Genomic DNA, 14,730 nt, shown 5'->3' on the forward strand with positions numbered 1-14,730 from the left:
CTCAGGCGGCGGAGGCGGCGGAGCGCAGTCCGCGAGCGGCCAGGGCGGCGGCGATGCGCTCCGTGATCTCCTCGAGGGAGCCCACGCCGTCGATGCGGTCGACGATGCCGCGGCTGCTGTAGACCTCGATGATCGGCGCCGTCTCCTTCTCGTAGATGTCGAGTCGGTGCGCGATGGCCTCGTCGGTGTCGTCGGAACGGCCCTGCTCGGCGGCGCGAAGGGCGAGGCGGGCGATGCTCTCCTCACGGGGGACGTCGAGGAGGATCACCGCGTCCAGCGCCTCGCCGCGTCCCTCGAGGAACGCGTCCAGGTGCGACACCTGCGCGGTGTTGCGGGGGTAGCCGTCGAGGAGGAAGCCGTTCTGCGCGTCGTCCTGGCTCAGCCGGTCGCGCACGATCTCGCTCGTCAGCTCGTCCGGCACGAGGTCGCCCTTGTCGAGGATCGCGGTGACCTGCTGGCCGAGCGCCGTCCCCTCCTTGATGTTCGCGCGGAAGATGTCGCCGGTCGAGACGACGGGGATGCCGTAGGACTCGGCGATGCGCACACCCTGCGTGCCCTTGCCGGAACCCTGCGGACCGACGATGAGAAGACGTGCGGATGCTGTCATCGGAGAAGTCCTTCGTAGTGTCGCTGCTGCAGCTGGGCGTCGATCTGCTTGACCGTCTCGAGACCCACGCCGACGATGATGAGGATCGACGCGCCACCGAACGGGAAGTTCTGGTTGGCGCCGACCGTGGCGAGGGCGATCAACGGGATGAGGGCGATCAGGCCCAGGTAGAGGGAACCGGGGAGCGTGATGCGGGTGAGCACGTAGTCCAGGTACTCCGCGGTCGGACGGCCGGCCCGGATCCCGGGGATGAAGCCGCCGTACTTCTTCATGTTGTCGGCGACCTCGACGGGGTTGAACGTGATCGCGACGTAGAAGTAGGTGAACCCGATGATCAGCAGGAAGTACGCCGCCATGTAGATCGGGCTGTTGCCGGTGGTGAAGTTCGCGCTGATCCAGCTGACCCAGGCGGGCGGCGTCGAACCGTCCTGCGGGGTGTTGAACTGGGCGATGAGCGCGGGGATGTACAGCAGCGACGAGGCGAAGATGACCGGGATCACGCCCGCCATGTTGACCTTGATCGGGATGTACGTGTTGGTGCCGCCGTATGTCCGGCGTCCCACCATGCGCTTCGCGTACTGCACGGGGATGCGCCGCTGGGACTGCTCGACGAAGACGACGAGACCCATCACGATGATGCCGACGAGGAGCACGAGGAGGAACACCTCGAAGCCGCGGGTCTGCCAGATGATCGACATCGCACCGGGGAAGGTCGCGGCGATGGAGGTGAAGATCAGCAGCGACATGCCGTTGCCGATGCCGCGCTCGGTGACGAGCTCGGCGAACCACATGATCAGACCGGTCCCGGCCGTCATCGCCATGATGATGAGCACCTGCGCCCACCAGACGTCGTTCGTGAGGAGCTGGGTGCACGCGCCGATGTCGGTCGTTCCGAAGAGCTGACCGGTGCGGGCGACGGTGACGAGGGTCGTCGACTGCAGGAGCGCGAGCGCGATCGTGAGGTACCGCGTGTATTGGGTGAGCTTGGCCTGTCCGGCCTGGCCCTCCTTGTGCAGCGCCTCGAAGTGCGGGATGACGACGCGCAGGAGCTGCGTGATGATCGTCGCCGTGATGTACGGCATGACACCGAGCGCGAAGATCGACAGCTGCAGCAGAGCGCCGCCGGAGAAGAGGTTGACGAGTCCGAGCAGACCCTCGGTGCCAGCATTGGCCGCGAGACACTGCTCCACGTTCGGGAAGTTGACGAACGGCGCGGGGACGTTCGAGCCGAGACGGTAGATCGCGATGATCGCGAGAGTGAAACCGATCTTCCGACGCAGGTCGGGCGTGCGGAAGATCCGCGCGATGGCGCTAAACAAGAACGTTCCTCCTGAAAAGGTGGCCGAACCCCCGAGGGGCGGCTGAAACACCAGGGTAACCCACTCCGAGGTCCGGGGAATGCGGGCGGTCGGCTTCTCCCCCACCGAACCAGAAGAGGGGCCGGAGAATCTCCGACCCCTCTTCCGCAGTGGTTACTTGACGGATCCGCCCGCAGCCACGATCTTCTGCTCGGCGGAACCCGAGACCTTGTCGACCGCGACGGTGAGCTTCACGGCGATGTCGCCGTTGCCGAGAACCTTGACCTTCTCGTTCTTGCGAACCGCACCCTTGGCGACCAGGTCGCTCACGGTGACGTCGCCACCCTGGGGGTAGAGCTCCGCGAGCTTCTCCAGGTTCACGACCTGGTACTCGACGCGGAACGGGTTCTTGAAGCCGCGCAGCTTCGGCGTGCGCATGTGCAGCGGCATCTGGCCACCCTCGAAGCCGACGCGCACGGTGTTGCGGGCCTTGGTGCCCTTCGTGCCGCGACCGGCCGTCTTGCCCTTCGAGCCCTCACCGCGACCGACACGGGTCTTCGCGGTGTTGGCACCCGGGACCGGACGCAGGTGGTGGACCTTCAGCACGCCGGGGCGGGACGCCGGGGCGTCCTTCTTCGGCGCAGCCTTGGCGGAGCCGTCGGCCTTCGCGTCGGCGGCAGCGGTCTTGGCCGGTGCCTTCTTCGCGGCGGGCTTCTTGGCGGCGTCGGCCTTGGGAGCCGCCGCCTTCTTCGTGGCCTTCTCGGCCTCGACGGCCTCGTTCTTCTCAGCCATTAGTCGATCTCCTCAACCTTGACGAGGTGGGCGACGGTCTTGACGTAGCCGCGCGTCTGCGCGTCGTCGGGGCGGACGGTGGTGTCACCGATCCGCTTGAGACCGAGGCTGCGCAGCGTGTCGCGCTGGTTCTGCTTCTCGCTCACCTTGGACTTGATCTGCGTGACCTTGAGTCGCGCGGCCATCAGGCACCTACCTTCTGTGCGGCGATGGCCTCGGCCTCGGCGCGGACGAGCCGGGCCGGGGCGACCTGGTCGAACTCGAGACCACGACGTGCGGCGACGGCGCGGGGCTCCTCGAGCTCCTTCAGGGCGGTGACCGTCGCGTGCACGATGTTGATCGTGTTCGACGAGCCGAGCGACTTGGACAGCACGTCGTGGATGCCGGCGCACTCGAGCACGGCGCGGACCGGACCACCGGCGATGACACCGGTACCGGCGGCGGCGGGGCGCAGGAGCACCACACCGGCGGCCGACTCACCCTGCACGGGGTGCGGGATGGTGCTGCCGACGCGCGGGACGCGGAAGAAGTTGCGCTTGGCCTCTTCGACACCCTTCGAGATCGCCAGGGGGACCTCACGGGCCTTGCCGTAGCCGACGCCCACCAGACCGTTGCCGTCGCCGACGACCACGAGAGCGGTGAAGCTGAAGCGACGACCACCCTTCACGACCTTCGAGACGCGGTTGATGGTGACGACGCGCTCCAGGAACTGGTTGTCGCCGCGGTCGCGCGAGTTGCGGTCGCGGCCGCCCTGGTTGCGGTCACGTCCGCCGCGGCGGCCGTCCCGCTGGTCGCGAGTGGGCTCAGCCTGCGTGGTGCCGGCGGCCGTCTCGGAAGTGGCAGCAGCCGCTTCGGTCACTTCGTTCTCCTTGTTGTCACTCACAGTGCCAGACCCCCTTCACGGGCGCCGTCGGCGATGGCGGCGACACGACCCGCGTAGCGGTTGCCGCCACGGTCGAACACTGCCTCGGAAACGCCTGCGGCCTTCGCACGCTCGGCGAGGAGCTCGCCGACCTTGCGAGCCTTGGCGGTCTTGTCGCCATCCAGCGAGCGCAGGTCGGTCTCGAGCGTCGAGGCCGAGGCGACCGTGTGGCCCTTGCTGTCGTCGACGAGCTGCACGAAGACGTGACGCGCCGAACGGTTGACGACGAGGCGCGGACGCACCTCGGTGCCCACGATCTTCTTGCGAAGACGGGCGTGACGACGCGCGCGGGCGTCGGACTTCGACTTCACAGCCATGGTTACTTACCAGCCTTTCCGGCCTTGCGACGCACGACCTCGCCGGCGTAGCGCACACCCTTGCCCTTGTACGGCTCGGGCTTGCGGATCTTGCGGATGTTCGCAGCCGCCTCACCGACGGCCTGCTTGTCGATCCCGCTGACGGTGAGCTTGTTCGTGCCCTCGACCGTGAGCGTGATGCCGGCGGGCGGGTCGACCAGGACCGGGTGCGAGAAGCCGAGGGCGAACTCGACCGAGTTGCCCTTCTGCTGCACGCGGTAACCGGTGCCGACGACCTCGAGACCCTTGGTGTAGCCCTGGGTCACGCCGATGATGTTGTTGTTGATGAGCGTGCGGGTCAGGCCGTGAAGCGACCGGGACTCGCGCTCGTCGTCGGGGCGGGTGACGAGAACCTGGTTCTCCTCGACCGACACCTCGATGGGGCTGGCCACCGTGAGGGTGAGCTCACCCTTGGGGCCCTTCACCGCGACCTCACGGCCGTCGACCGAAACGGTCACGCCCGCGGGAACGTCGATGGGAAGTCGTCCAATACGCGACATTTCGGATTACCACACGTAGGCGAGAACTTCTCCGCCCACGCCCTTCTGCTCAGCCTGGCGGTCCGTGAGGAGACCGGAGGAGGTGGACAGGATGGCCACGCCGAGGCCGCCGAGGACCGTGGGGATCTCGGTCGACTTCGCGTACACGCGGAGGCCGGGCTTCGACACGCGCTTGATGCCCGCGATCGAGCGCTCGCGGTTCGGGCCGTACTTCAGCGTCAGCGTGAGGTTCTTGCCCACGCGCGCGTCGGAGGTCTCCCAACCGGCGATGTAGCCCTCCTGCTGGAGGATCTCTGCGATGTGCGTCTTGAGCTTGCTCGACGGCAGCGTCACGGTGTCGTGGTGCGCCGAGTTCGCGTTGCGCAGACGGGTCAGCATGTCTGCGACCGGGTCTGTCATTGTCATTGTTGTCTACTTTCGTTCATGAGGTTCCGGCTGCCGTTACACGACAGACGGCCTGCGATGAGCACGCAATCTTCAATTGTACGTGCACATCGACGGGCTCAGTGACACGAGACCACTGAGCCCGTCGAAAGGTCACGCCTGGGCGTCGTCCGCGCGGAACGGGAAGCCGAGGTGACGGAGCAGCGCCCGACCCTCGTCGTCCGTCTTCGCCGAGGTCACGACGGTGATGTCGAAACCACGGACGCGGTCGATCTTGTCCTGATCGATCTCGTGGAACACGCTCTGCTCCTGGAGACCGAAGGTGTAGTTGCCGTTGCCGTCGAACTGCTTGGCCGACAGACCGCGGAAGTCGCGGATGCGGGGCAGCGCGAGCGAGACCAGGCGGTCCACGAACTCCCACGCACGGTCGCCACGGAGGGTGACGTGCGCGCCGATGGCCTGGCCCTCACGCAGCTTGAACTGCGCGATGGACTTGCGGGCCTTGGTGACGATCGGCTTCTGGCCGGTGATCTTGGTGAGGTCGTCGACCGCACCATCGATCACCTTGCTGTCGCGAGCAGCCTCGCCGACACCGGTGTTCACGACGACCTTGACCAGGCCGGGGATCTGCATGACGTTCTCGTAGCCGAACTCGTCCTGCAGAGCCTTCTTGATCTCGGCGTTGTACTTCGCCTTCAGGCGGGGCTGGATCTTGCCAGCCACCGCAGCGTCGGTCGTTGCCATCAGAGGTCCTTACCGCTCTTCTTCGCGAAGCGCACGCGGACGGTGCGCTTCACGCCGTCCTTGGTCTGCTCCTCGACCCGGTGGCCGACCTTGGTCGGCTTCTTGGTCGAGGGGTCGACGAGTGCGACGTTCGAGATGTGGATGGGCGCCTCGACGGTCTCGAGGCCACCCGTCTTCGTGCCACGCTGCGTCTGACCGACGCGCGTGTGCTTGGTGACGTAGTTGACGCCTTCGACGACGACACGGTTCTGCTCGACGAGGACGTCGAGGACCTTGCCCTGCTTGCCGCGGTCGCCACCACGCTCGGGCTTGGCGCCCGAGATGACCTGAACCAGGTCGCCCTTCTTGATCTTCGCCATGATCAGATGACCTCCGGTGCCAGCGAGACGATCTTCATGAACTTCTTGTCGCGAAGCTCACGGCCGACCGGCCCGAAGATACGGGTGCCGCGGGGCTCCCCGTCGTTCTTCAGGATGACGGCGGCGTTCTCGTCGAACTTGATGTAGGAGCCGTCGGGACGACGGGTCTCCTTCTTGGTGCGGACGATGACCGCCTTGACGACGTCGCCCTTCTTGACGTTGCCACCGGGGATCGCGTCCTTGACGGTCGCGACGATGGTGTCGCCCAGACCGGCGTACCGGCGGCGCGAGCCACCGAGGACGCGGATCGTGAGCAGCTCCTTGGCGCCGGTGTTGTCGGCGACCTTGAGACGGGACTCCTGCTGAATCACTTGGCCTTCTCCAGAATCTCCACCAGACGCCAGCGCTTGGTGGCGCTCAGCGGGCGGGTCTCGTTGATCAGGACCAGGTCGCCGATGCCGGCGGAGTTCGCCTCATCGTGCGCCTTGACCTTCGACGTCCGGCGGATGACCTTGCCGTAAAGCGGGTGCTTCACGCGGTCCTCGACCTCGACGACGATCGTCTTGTCCATCTTGTCGCTGACGACATAGCCACGACGGGCCTTGCGGTACCCGCGGGCGTCGGCGTCGCGCACGTCGTGAGCGGCGTGCTCAGCCTCGACGGCGGCTTCCTTCTTGGTGGCCATCACTCAGCCTCTTCCTTCGGGGCGTCCTCGGCGGCGTCCGCCTTCTTCGCCTTCGACTTGGTCGCCTTCTTCGCGGGAGCCTCGACCGGAGCGGGCGTCGCACGGATGCCCAGCTCGCGCTCGCGGATCACCGTGTAGAGGCGCGCGATGTCGCGCTTGACGGCGCGGATGCGGCCGTGGCTCTCCAGCTGGCCGGTGGCCGACTGGAAACGGAGGTTGAACAGCTCCTCCTTGGCCTTGCGCAGCTCCTCAACGAGGCGCTGGTCTTCGAACGTGTCGAGCTCTGCCGGAGCGAGCTCCTTGGTGCCGATCGCCATTACGCGTCGCCCTCCTCGCGCTTGATGATGCGTGCCTTGAGCGGCAGCTTGTGGATTGCACGGGTCAGTGCCTCGCGAGCGAGCTGCTCGTCGACACCCGCGACCTCGAAGAGGACGCGGCCCGGCTTGACGTTGGCGACCCACCACTCGGGGGAACCCTTACCGGAACCCATGCGGGTCTCGGCCGGCTTCTTCGTGAGCGGACGGTCCGGGTAGATGTTGATCCACACCTTGCCGCCACGCTTGATGTGACGGGTCATCGCGATACGAGCGGACTCGATCTGACGGTTCGTCACGTACGCGGGGGTGAGGGCCTGGATGCCGAACTCGCCGAAGGAGACCTTCGTGCCGCCGGTGGCCTGACCCGAGCGCCCCGGGTGGTGCTGCTTGCGGTACTTGACCTTACGGGGGATGAGCATTATGCCGACGCTCCTTCTGCAACAGGTGCCTCGTTGCGCGGGGCACGGCGGCGGTCACCACGGTCGTCACGGCGCGACTTCGGCGCGTTGGCCTGCTCGCGCGCGAGCTCCTTGGCGGTGAGGTCGCCCTTGTAGATCCACACCTTCACGCCGATGCGGCCGAAGGTGGTCTTGGCCTCGTAGAAGCCATAGTCGATGTTCGCGCGCAGCGTGTGCAGCGGCACACGACCCTCGCGGTAGAACTCCGACCGGCTCATCTCGGCGCCGCCGAGACGGCCCGAGACCTGGATGCGGATGCCCTTGGCTCCCGCGCGCTGCGCGCCCTGCAGACCCTTGCGCATCGCGCGACGGAACGCCACGCGAGCCGAGAGCTGCTCGGCGATGCCCTGGGCGACCAGCTGAGCGTCGGCCTCGGGGTTCTTGACCTCGAGGATGTTCAGCTGGATCTGCTTGCCCGTGAGCTTCTCGAGGTCGCCGCGGATGCGCTCGGCCTCTGCACCACGACGACCGATCACGATGCCCGGGCGGGCGGTGTGGATGTCGACGCGGACGCGGTCACGGGTGCGCTCGATCTCGATGTTCGAGACGCCGGCACGGTCGAGCTGCGTCTGCAGCAGGCGACGGATCTTGATGTCCTCGGCCACGTAGTCGGCGTAACGCTGACCCGGCTTCGTCGAGTCGGAGAACCAGCGCGACACGTGGTCCGTGGTGATGCCGAGGCGGAAGCCGTACGGGTTGACCTTCTGTCCCATTACTTGCTCGCCTTCTTGTTGCTGTCACCGGCCGCGGCAGGGGCCGCCTCCGGCGTCGAGAGCACGACCGTGATGTGGCTCGTGCGCTTCTTGATCTGGAAAGCGCGACCCTGTGCACGGGGCTGGAAACGCTTGAGCGTCGTGCCCTCGTCCACGTACGCGTTCTTCACGTACAGGTCCTGCTCGTCGAGGTACTCGCCGTCACGATCCGCCTTGACCTGCGCGTTGGCCATGGCCGACGCGACAAGCTTGTAGATCGGCTCACTGGCGGACTGCTGAGCGAACTTCAGGATCGCCAGAGCCTCCTGGGCCTGCTTGCCCTTGATGAGCGCGACGACACGACGAGCCTTCTGAGGGGTCACGCGGATGTGTCGCACGCGTGCGATGGACTCCACCATTTCTCTCTCCTCTATCGCCGCCGCGTCAGCGGCGACGGCCCTTCTTGTCGTCCTTCTCGTGGCCGCGGAAGGTGCGGGTGGGCGCGAACTCGCCCAGCTTGTGACCGACCATGGTCTCGGAGACAAACACGGGGATGTGCTTGCGACCGTCGTGGACCGCGATCGTGTGACCCAGCATGGCCGGGATGATCATGGACCGGCGGGACCAGGTCTTGATGACGTTCTTCGTGCCGGCTTCGTTCTGCACGACCACCTTGCGAAGCAGGTGCTCGTCGACGAAGGGGCCCTTCTTGAGACTGCGAGGCATCTTCTCTTACTCCTACTTGCGCTTCTTGCCGGCGTTGCGACGACGCACGATGTACTTGTCGCTTTCCTTGTTGGCGTGGCGGGTGCGGCCCTCGGCCTGACCCCACGGGGAGACGGGGTGACGTCCACCGGACGTCTTGCCCTCACCACCACCGTGCGGGTGGTCGACCGGGTTCATCGCGACACCGCGGACGGTCGGGCGGACGCCCTTCCAGCGCATGCGGCCGGCCTTGCCCCAGTTGATGTTCGACTGCTCGGCGTTGCCGACCTCGCCGATGGTCGCGCGGCAGCGCGCATCGACGTTGCGGATCTCACCGGAGGGCAGACGCAGCTGGGCGTAGGGGCCGTCCTTGGCGACGAGGCGGACCGACGCACCGGCCGAGCGCGCCATCTTCGCGCCGCCGCCGGGGCGGAGCTCGATGGCGTGGATGACGGTACCCGTGGGGATGTTCTTCAGCGGGAGGTTGTTTCCCGGCTTGATGTCCGCCGCGGGGCCCGACTCGACGATGTCGCCCTGCTTCAGCTTCGCCGGCGCGAGGATGTAGCGCTTCTCGCCGTCGAAGTAGTGCAGCAGCGCGATGCGCGCGGTGCGGTTGGGGTCGTACTCGATGTGCGCGACCTTGGCGTTCACGCCGTCCTTGTCATTGCGACGGAAGTCGATGACGCGGTACTGGCGCTTGTGGCCACCACCGATGTGACGGGTCGTGATGCGGCCCTGGTTGTTGCGACCACCGGTCTTCGAGATCGGGCGCAGCAGCGACTTCTCCGGCGTCGATCGGGTGATCTCGGCGAAGTCAGCCACCGACGAGCCGCGACGGCCCGGGGTCGTGGGCTTGTACTTGCGAATAGCCATGATTGTCCTTATCCCCCGGATCAGCCGATTGCCGTGAAGATGTCGATGGTGCCCGACTTCAGGCTCACGATGGCGCGCTTGGTGTCCTTGCGCTTACCGGTGCCGAAGCGGGTGCGACGGGCCTTGCCGACGCGGTTGATCGTGTTGACGGACGCGACCTTGACGCCGAAGATCTTCTCGATGGCGAGCTTGATCTCGGTCTTCGAAGCGCGCGGGTCGACGAGGAAGGTGTACTTGCCCTCGTCGATCAGGCCGTAGCTCTTCTCGGACACGACCGGCTTCAGGATGATGTCGCGCGGGTCCTTGTTCAGGGCCGTCTGGAGAACAGATGCCTGCTCGCTCATGCGGAGACCTCCTGGTTGGCGCCGGACTTGGAGGCGATGAAGCCCTCGAGCGCGGCCTGGGTGAAGACGATGTCGTCGGAGACGAGCACGTCGTAGGCGTTGAGCTGGTCGAACGTCAGCACGTGGACGTGGCCGAGGTTGCGGATGCTCTTGAGCGCGAGCTCGTCGCCGCGCTCGATGACCACGAGGACGTTCTTCGACGTGGCGACCTGGGCGAGGAAGCCCGCGGCGGCCTTGGTCGACGGCGCGCCGTCGGTGCCGAAGGTGTCGATCGCGTGCAGACGGTCACCGCGGAAGCGGTCGCTGAGCGCGCCCAGCAGGGCGGCCGCGATCATCTTCTTGGGGGTGCGCTGCGAGTAGTCGCGCGGCTTCGGGCCGTGCACGATCCCACCGCCGGTCATGTGCGGCGCGCGGATCGAGCCCTGGCGGGCGTTACCCGTGCCCTTCTGCTTGAAGGGCTTGCGGCCGGCACCCGAGACCTCGCCACGACGCTTGGTCGAGTGCGTGCCCTGGCGAGCCGCCGCGAGCTGCGCGACGACGACCTGGTGGATGAGCGGGATGTTCGTCTTGACGTCGAACAGCGCGGCGGGAAGCTCGACGGAGCCTGCCTTCTTGCCGTCTGCCTTGAGGACGTCGAGCGCGAGAGTGGAGTCAGCCATGATCAGGCACCCTTCACTGCGTTGCGGACGTAGACGATGCGGCCGCGAGCACCGGGGACGGCGCCCTTGACGAGCATGAGTCCCTTCTCGATGTCGATGGCGTGCACCGTGAGGTTGAGGACGGTCACGCGCTCGCCACCCATACGGCCGGCCATGCGCATGCCCTTGAAGACGCGGCTCGGGGTCGACGATGCGCCGATGGAGCCGGGCTTGCGGTGGTTGCGGTGCGCACCGTGCGATGCCGAGACGCCCTTGAAGTTGTGGCGCTTCATGACACCGGCGGTGCCCTTGCCCTTGCTCGTGCCGACGACGTCGACGAGCTGGCCGGCCTCGAACGTGCCGTCCACCGTGAGCTCCTGGCCCAGGGTGTAGTCGGCGGCGTCGGCCGTGCGGACCTCGGTCACGTGGCGACGCGGCGTGACGCCGGCAGCCTCGAAGTGAGCCGAGAGGGGCTTGTTCACCTTGCGCGGGTCGATCTGGCCGTACGCGATCTGCACGGCGTTGTAGCCGTCCTTCTCGGGGGTACGGATCTGGGTGACCACGTTCGGCGCGAGCTCGATGACGGTGACGGGAACGAGCTTGCCGTTCTCGTTCCAGACCTGGGTCATGCCGAGCTTGGTGCCGAGCATGCCCTTGGAAACCTTGGAGTTGATGTCAGCCATGTCGAACCTCAGAGCTTGATCTCGATGTTGACGTCGGCCGGCAGGTCGAGACGCATCAGCGAGTCGACGGCCTTGGGCGTCGGGTCGACGATGTCGATCAGGCGCTTGTGGGTGCGCATCTCGAAGTGCTCGCGGCTGTCCTTGTACTTGTGGGGCGACCGGATGACGCACACGACGTTCTTCTCGGTCGGAAGGGGCACGGGTCCGACGACGGTCGCGCCCGCACGGGTCACGGTGTCGACGATCTTGCGTGCGGACGTGTCGATGACCTCGTGGTCATACGACTTCAGGCGAATGCGGATCTTCTGTCCCGCCATTGTCTGCTCTCTCTCTTTAAGCGTCTTACCGTCCGGGACCGGGTGGCCCTGGGGCATTGGACGCACGTCGGCGCTGTTCGCGCCTCGGCACTCGTTCTTCTCGGGCCCTCGACCTCGCGGTCGGGAGCCTGTCGAAGAGGCTGCACCACTGTTCTGCTGTCAGCCGCACACCCGGAGGTGACGGATGCCCGACCCACGCCGCGCACGGCAGTGCCCTCGATGATGAAGGTGTCGGGATTGTGTTCTGCTGCCCGCGGCCTAGAACCCTGCGGCCTCCCGGAGGAGGCGCCGTCTATGCACTGCCCTGGCAGTGATCCGGCGCACGCACAGCGGCGACGGAATATCGAACCTGTCTATTCTGCCACGGCGGATTTCACTTCTGCAAACCCGGGCGTGTCGCGCTCACCGGACTCTCAGGGACCCCCTCCTCCGCGAGCGTTCAGCCCGCGGAGGAGCGCGGGGCGAGGCATCCCCATGCCTCGCCCCGCTTGGGGAGGGCGTTCAGTGCGAGGGGGCACACCGAACGCGAGGAATCCAGCGTGAAGGGACGCCGGACGCCTCGACCGAGGGCACGGCGGAAGACCCGCCGCGCAGGCGGGGAGACGCTCAGGCGCACGGAGTGCGCGCGTCGCACGATGATCCCCAAAATCGTTTTCCCCAGATTTCCAACGCGGACGAACCGCGTGATTCGGGAGCCGAACCCCTTCGGCGCCCCCGACCGCAAGATCCCCAGGCGGTCGACATGATCCTACTCGATGTATCCGCGAATGCGCCACAACCGAGGGCGCTGTGCACCGGCATTCCCCCGGACGCGGAAGAGCGGCGGCCCCGGTCTCGGGGCCGCCGCTCTTCCGCGGAGACGTCCGGCTCTACTCGTTGCCGATGCTCTTGTCCGCGCTGTCGCGGATCTCGTCGATCTTGTCCGCCGCGCCCGGTGCGATCTTCTTCGCGAAGTCGGCGACGCCGTCGAGCACCTTGTCGCTGACGTCTTCGGCCTGCTCGCTCTTGACGGCTTCGGCGAGCTTGTCCTTGTTCTGCTCGTACAGGTCCTTGCCCTTGTTGACGGCGTCCTCGATACCCATGATTCCCCTTCGGAGACGATGTGCGATGTGCGCCTAGTCTGCACGAAGCGGCGCGTCGTCACCAGAGTCGACCGCCCTCACAGCGGTCACTGACAGGTGACCGCGTTCTGGGTGAGCGTGGTCGGAGTCACGACCGGGGTCGTGTCCAACTCGATCTTCGTGGCCTGGTCGGAGTCGGCGACGAACTCGTAGGTCAGCGTCCGCGTCTCCTGCGGGGCCAGGTAGAGCCGCATGGTGCCCACGGTGAACTCCTGGTCGCGGTGCACCTCGTCCCGCGTGAGGGTCGTGTCGGTCCGCTGCCCGAGCAGGGAGTACCCCGGGGGCGCGAAGGCGAGGGTCTCGACCTGCATGGAGCCCTTCGGCGTCTCCAGGCCGATGCCCGTGACGTACTCCGGCAGGGACGGGACCGCGGCCGGGTCGACGGTGTTGCCGAGCGTCACCGTGACGAACACATGGCGACGACCGTCGGCCGCGCACACCGGCTGGCTCACGTCGATCTGCTGCGTCATGTACCGCTGCATCTTCCCCGGGGTCCGGTCGATGAAGTAGACGCCGAACGCCTCTGCACCTTCCGCCGCCGTGGGACCACGGCGGTCGAGCGGAGTGCCGGCGATGAGGGCCTGCTCGGACTCCCGCGAGCTCCAGATCGCGATCCGTCCTTCCTCCGCTGCCAGTCCGAGCACGGACGACAGCTTGGCGAAGTCGACCTGCCCGCCCATGAGCTTCTGCAGCGTGAGGCCCGCGAAGACCTGATTGATCATGTCGACCTGCGCCGGCTCGTAGGTCTTGTAGAGGTCGCCGAGAAGCATGGCGACCGCATTCGAATTGGAGATCTCGAGCCCGCCGGGGATCGCCACGGGGCCGGTCGCGACGAGGAGGTAGCTCAATGCGACGGTGTCGAGGGCGACGACGGCGTCGACCTCCACGCCCTTCGCCTCGCGCCACATGTCCCGCGCGATCTCGAACGTCCGGTCGAAGCGGGGCGAGCGCGTGAGCGCCTGCACGTAGCTCCCGAACAGGTTGCCGTAGAGATCGGCCTCCTCATCCGTCACCCCTCCGACCGGCGGAAGGAAGTTCGGGAAGTCGCGCCCCGACGCGGACGACTGGTCGACGATCGAGATCGCACCGTTGTCGATGTGCACCTGCGCGAGCGAGCCGATGGTGCCGCCGCCGGACATCACCTCGCCGTTGTTCTGGAAGATGACCAGGACGTCACGGGGTCCGCCGGCGCCGAGGATCTCCGGAAGCGCGTCGATCAGCGGGAGTGCGCCGGCGATCGTGGTGCCGGCGGGGCCGAGGATCTTCTCGATGCGATCGACACCGGAGGCGACCGGCCCGAGGAGCGCGTCGCGGTCGACGTCGGCGAGCATAGCCGACGCGCTGCGGACCGCGTCGTCCGCGGCGTGGGCGACGTCGCCGATCCCGCGGATCGCGTCGAGGTCGAGTCCCCCGTCGGACGGTCGGAGCGCCGCGATGTCGATGGTGGAGGCGGGCTGGAGCGCCTGGGTGGCCAGCTCCTCGACGGCCCCGGTCGCCATGCGGACGCCATGGAGGTTCGGCCCCACGACGGGCACCCACTCCAGCGACTCCCAGAGGAAGCCGCTCGTCTGCTCGTGGGCGGAGGTGGCGGTCTCGGTCAGCTCCTCGGCTGCGGCCTGCGCGCCGGCGGTGTCTCCGGTGGCGATCATCCCCGGGATGCTCTGGGCGAGCGGCACCGAAGCCTCGAGCTTGTCCCTGGCGTCGAGCGCCCGGGGAATGAGGAGGGCGGCGATGACCCCGACGGCGATCAGGAGAGCCAGCACGACCCCGACGATCCAGAGGATGATCCGCGTCCGTCGTCGGCGGCGGCTCGTCTGCTCTCGGTGGGCTCGACGCGCACGTCGGGAGTCTCGGGTCACCGCAATATACTACCGACGTGGACCTGAGCAGCGATGCGCACGGCATCGCACGCCCATGGCGGGGTTCGACCACACC

General features: G+C 67.0%; 24 protein-coding genes. All 24 read right to left on the reverse strand.

Annotation, left to right across the window (positions count from 1 at the left end; translation table 11 throughout):
- Nucleotide 1: 1 nt before the first annotated feature.
- The 24 genes from BV453_RS10740 to BV453_RS10855 all read right to left on the reverse strand — a co-directional run bounded on the left by BV453_RS10740 (nt 2) and on the right by BV453_RS10855 (nt 14,654).
- On the reverse strand, nt 2-607 hold the full coding sequence (locus BV453_RS10740) for an adenylate kinase (protein ID WP_062765215.1): 606 nt from the start codon (nt 605-607) through the stop codon (nt 2-4).
- The gene (secY, locus tag BV453_RS10745) at nt 604-1,926 is read right to left on the reverse strand and encodes a preprotein translocase subunit SecY (protein ID WP_025102391.1); all 1,323 of its coding nucleotides are present in this window, start codon (nt 1,924-1,926) and stop codon (nt 604-606) included. Before secY ends, BV453_RS10740 begins: the two co-directional genes overlap by 4 nt.
- A gap of 153 nt (nt 1,927-2,079) precedes the next feature.
- Complete coding sequence (gene rplO, locus BV453_RS10750) at nt 2,080-2,697, reverse strand: 50S ribosomal protein L15 (protein ID WP_082758410.1); 618 nt, start codon at nt 2,695-2,697, stop codon at nt 2,080-2,082.
- The gene (gene rpmD, locus BV453_RS10755; RefSeq protein WP_017201575.1) at nt 2,697-2,882 is read right to left on the reverse strand and encodes a 50S ribosomal protein L30; all 186 of its coding nucleotides are present in this window, start codon (nt 2,880-2,882) and stop codon (nt 2,697-2,699) included. The genes rplO and rpmD overlap by 1 nt, the downstream gene beginning before the upstream one ends.
- Nucleotides 2,882-3,556, reverse strand: coding sequence for a 30S ribosomal protein S5 (rpsE, locus tag BV453_RS10760; protein ID WP_200838869.1), 675 nt, complete (start codon nt 3,554-3,556; stop codon nt 2,882-2,884). Before rpsE ends, rpmD begins: the two co-directional genes overlap by 1 nt.
- A 20-nt stretch (nt 3,557-3,576) precedes the next feature.
- The gene (gene rplR, locus BV453_RS10765) at nt 3,577-3,936 is read right to left on the reverse strand and encodes a 50S ribosomal protein L18 (protein WP_025102394.1); all 360 of its coding nucleotides are present in this window, start codon (nt 3,934-3,936) and stop codon (nt 3,577-3,579) included.
- 2 nt (nt 3,937-3,938) lie between these two features.
- Nucleotides 3,939-4,475 carry a 50S ribosomal protein L6 gene (gene rplF, locus BV453_RS10770; protein WP_025102395.1) on the reverse strand — a complete coding sequence of 179 codons (537 nt, stop codon included), beginning with the start codon at nt 4,473-4,475 and terminating at the stop codon, nt 3,939-3,941.
- A gap of 6 nt (nt 4,476-4,481) precedes the next feature.
- Nucleotides 4,482-4,880, reverse strand: coding sequence for a 30S ribosomal protein S8 (gene rpsH, locus BV453_RS10775; protein WP_025102396.1), 399 nt, complete (start codon nt 4,878-4,880; stop codon nt 4,482-4,484).
- A 132-nt stretch (nt 4,881-5,012) separates the two neighbouring features.
- Nucleotides 5,013-5,603, reverse strand: a complete 591-nt coding sequence (gene rplE / locus BV453_RS10780) for a 50S ribosomal protein L5 (RefSeq protein WP_025102397.1) — start codon at nt 5,601-5,603, stop codon at nt 5,013-5,015.
- Nucleotides 5,603-5,962 carry a 50S ribosomal protein L24 gene (gene rplX / locus BV453_RS10785; protein ID WP_025102398.1) on the reverse strand — a complete coding sequence of 120 codons (360 nt, stop codon included), beginning with the start codon at nt 5,960-5,962 and terminating at the stop codon, nt 5,603-5,605. Before rplX ends, rplE begins: the two co-directional genes overlap by 1 nt.
- Nucleotides 5,963-5,964: 2 nt before the next feature.
- On the reverse strand, nt 5,965-6,333 hold the full coding sequence (rplN, locus tag BV453_RS10790; protein ID WP_025102399.1) for a 50S ribosomal protein L14: 369 nt from the start codon (nt 6,331-6,333) through the stop codon (nt 5,965-5,967).
- On the reverse strand, nt 6,330-6,647 hold the full coding sequence (gene rpsQ, locus BV453_RS10795; RefSeq protein ID WP_025102400.1) for a 30S ribosomal protein S17: 318 nt from the start codon (nt 6,645-6,647) through the stop codon (nt 6,330-6,332). The genes rplN and rpsQ overlap by 4 nt, the downstream gene beginning before the upstream one ends.
- Nucleotides 6,647-6,964: a 50S ribosomal protein L29 gene (rpmC, locus tag BV453_RS16650; protein WP_025102401.1), complete on the reverse strand. Its 318-nt coding sequence runs from the start codon at nt 6,962-6,964 to the stop codon at nt 6,647-6,649. The genes rpsQ and rpmC overlap by 1 nt, the downstream gene beginning before the upstream one ends.
- Nucleotides 6,964-7,383 carry a 50S ribosomal protein L16 gene (gene rplP / locus BV453_RS10805; RefSeq protein WP_025102402.1) on the reverse strand — a complete coding sequence of 140 codons (420 nt, stop codon included), beginning with the start codon at nt 7,381-7,383 and terminating at the stop codon, nt 6,964-6,966. The genes rpmC and rplP overlap by 1 nt, the downstream gene beginning before the upstream one ends.
- On the reverse strand, nt 7,383-8,135 hold the full coding sequence (gene rpsC / locus BV453_RS10810) for a 30S ribosomal protein S3 (protein WP_025102403.1): 753 nt from the start codon (nt 8,133-8,135) through the stop codon (nt 7,383-7,385). The genes rplP and rpsC overlap by 1 nt, the downstream gene beginning before the upstream one ends.
- Nucleotides 8,135-8,533: a 50S ribosomal protein L22 gene (rplV, locus tag BV453_RS10815; RefSeq protein ID WP_025102404.1), complete on the reverse strand. Its 399-nt coding sequence runs from the start codon at nt 8,531-8,533 to the stop codon at nt 8,135-8,137. Before rplV ends, rpsC begins: the two co-directional genes overlap by 1 nt.
- 25 nt (nt 8,534-8,558) lie before the next feature.
- Nucleotides 8,559-8,840, reverse strand: a complete 282-nt coding sequence (gene rpsS, locus BV453_RS10820; protein WP_017201589.1) for a 30S ribosomal protein S19 — start codon at nt 8,838-8,840, stop codon at nt 8,559-8,561.
- 12 nt (nt 8,841-8,852) lie between these two features.
- Nucleotides 8,853-9,692: a 50S ribosomal protein L2 gene (gene rplB / locus BV453_RS10825; protein WP_025102405.1), complete on the reverse strand. Its 840-nt coding sequence runs from the start codon at nt 9,690-9,692 to the stop codon at nt 8,853-8,855.
- Nucleotides 9,693-9,712: 20 nt separating this feature from the next.
- Nucleotides 9,713-10,036: a 50S ribosomal protein L23 gene (gene rplW, locus BV453_RS10830; protein ID WP_025102406.1), complete on the reverse strand. Its 324-nt coding sequence runs from the start codon at nt 10,034-10,036 to the stop codon at nt 9,713-9,715.
- Nucleotides 10,033-10,695, reverse strand: coding sequence for a 50S ribosomal protein L4 (gene rplD, locus BV453_RS10835; protein WP_025102407.1), 663 nt, complete (start codon nt 10,693-10,695; stop codon nt 10,033-10,035). Before rplD ends, rplW begins: the two co-directional genes overlap by 4 nt.
- A gap of 2 nt (nt 10,696-10,697) precedes the next feature.
- Nucleotides 10,698-11,357, reverse strand: coding sequence for a 50S ribosomal protein L3 (gene rplC, locus BV453_RS10840; RefSeq protein WP_062632874.1), 660 nt, complete (start codon nt 11,355-11,357; stop codon nt 10,698-10,700).
- Between the two features lie 8 nt (nt 11,358-11,365).
- A complete protein-coding gene (rpsJ, locus tag BV453_RS10845; protein ID WP_017201594.1) occupies nt 11,366-11,674 on the reverse strand; it encodes a 30S ribosomal protein S10 in 309 nt (102 codons plus the stop codon).
- An 869-nt stretch (nt 11,675-12,543) separates the two neighbouring features.
- On the reverse strand, nt 12,544-12,756 hold the full coding sequence (locus BV453_RS10850) for a hypothetical protein (RefSeq protein ID WP_249521568.1): 213 nt from the start codon (nt 12,754-12,756) through the stop codon (nt 12,544-12,546).
- An 86-nt stretch (nt 12,757-12,842) separates the two neighbouring features.
- Nucleotides 12,843-14,654: a DUF4012 domain-containing protein gene (locus BV453_RS10855; protein ID WP_249521569.1), complete on the reverse strand. Its 1,812-nt coding sequence runs from the start codon at nt 14,652-14,654 to the stop codon at nt 12,843-12,845.
- Nucleotides 14,655-14,730: the final 76 nt, after the last annotated feature.

It is taken from the genome of Microbacterium sp. ER1 (genome assembly GCF_023383675.1).
In the GTDB taxonomy this organism is placed as follows: Bacteria; Actinomycetota; Actinomycetes; order Actinomycetales; family Microbacteriaceae; genus Microbacterium.

What these genes read in the sequence shown, in the direction of transcription:
- BV453_RS10740 (WP_062765215.1), bottom strand. Translation starts at nt 607, where the DNA reads ATGACAGCATCCGCACGTCTTCTCATCGTCGGTCCGCAGGGTTCCGGC.
- rplO (WP_082758410.1), bottom strand. Translation starts at nt 2,697, where the DNA reads ATGGCTGAGAAGAACGAGGCCGTCGAGGCCGAGAAGGCCACGAAGAAG.
- rpmD (WP_017201575.1), bottom strand. Translation starts at nt 2,882, where the DNA reads ATGGCCGCGCGACTCAAGGTCACGCAGATCAAGTCCAAGGTGAGCGAG.
- rplR (WP_025102394.1), bottom strand. Translation starts at nt 3,936, where the DNA reads ATGGCTGTGAAGTCGAAGTCCGACGCCCGCGCGCGTCGTCACGCCCGT.
- rplF (WP_025102395.1), bottom strand. Translation starts at nt 4,475, where the DNA reads ATGTCGCGTATTGGACGACTTCCCATCGACGTTCCCGCGGGCGTGACC.
- rpsH (WP_025102396.1), bottom strand. Translation starts at nt 4,880, where the DNA reads ATGACAATGACAGACCCGGTCGCAGACATGCTGACCCGTCTGCGCAAC.
- rplE (WP_025102397.1), bottom strand. Translation starts at nt 5,603, where the DNA reads ATGGCAACGACCGACGCTGCGGTGGCTGGCAAGATCCAGCCCCGCCTG.
- rplX (WP_025102398.1), bottom strand. Translation starts at nt 5,962, where the DNA reads ATGGCGAAGATCAAGAAGGGCGACCTGGTTCAGGTCATCTCGGGCGCC.
- rpsQ (WP_025102400.1), bottom strand. Translation starts at nt 6,647, where the DNA reads ATGGCCACCAAGAAGGAAGCCGCCGTCGAGGCTGAGCACGCCGCTCAC.
- rpmC (WP_025102401.1), bottom strand. Translation starts at nt 6,964, where the DNA reads ATGGCGATCGGCACCAAGGAGCTCGCTCCGGCAGAGCTCGACACGTTC.
- rplP (WP_025102402.1), bottom strand. Translation starts at nt 7,383, where the DNA reads ATGCTCATCCCCCGTAAGGTCAAGTACCGCAAGCAGCACCACCCGGGG.
- rpsC (WP_025102403.1), bottom strand. Translation starts at nt 8,135, where the DNA reads ATGGGACAGAAGGTCAACCCGTACGGCTTCCGCCTCGGCATCACCACG.
- rplV (WP_025102404.1), bottom strand. Translation starts at nt 8,533, where the DNA reads ATGGTGGAGTCCATCGCACGCGTGCGACACATCCGCGTGACCCCTCAG.
- rpsS (WP_017201589.1), bottom strand. Translation starts at nt 8,840, where the DNA reads ATGCCTCGCAGTCTCAAGAAGGGCCCCTTCGTCGACGAGCACCTGCTT.
- rplB (WP_025102405.1), bottom strand. Translation starts at nt 9,692, where the DNA reads ATGGCTATTCGCAAGTACAAGCCCACGACCCCGGGCCGTCGCGGCTCG.
- rplW (WP_025102406.1), bottom strand. Translation starts at nt 10,036, where the DNA reads ATGAGCGAGCAGGCATCTGTTCTCCAGACGGCCCTGAACAAGGACCCG.
- rplD (WP_025102407.1), bottom strand. Translation starts at nt 10,695, where the DNA reads ATGGCTGACTCCACTCTCGCGCTCGACGTCCTCAAGGCAGACGGCAAG.
- rplC (WP_062632874.1), bottom strand. Translation starts at nt 11,357, where the DNA reads ATGGCTGACATCAACTCCAAGGTTTCCAAGGGCATGCTCGGCACCAAG.
- rpsJ (WP_017201594.1), bottom strand. Translation starts at nt 11,674, where the DNA reads ATGGCGGGACAGAAGATCCGCATTCGCCTGAAGTCGTATGACCACGAG.
- BV453_RS10850 (WP_249521568.1), bottom strand. Translation starts at nt 12,756, where the DNA reads ATGGGTATCGAGGACGCCGTCAACAAGGGCAAGGACCTGTACGAGCAG.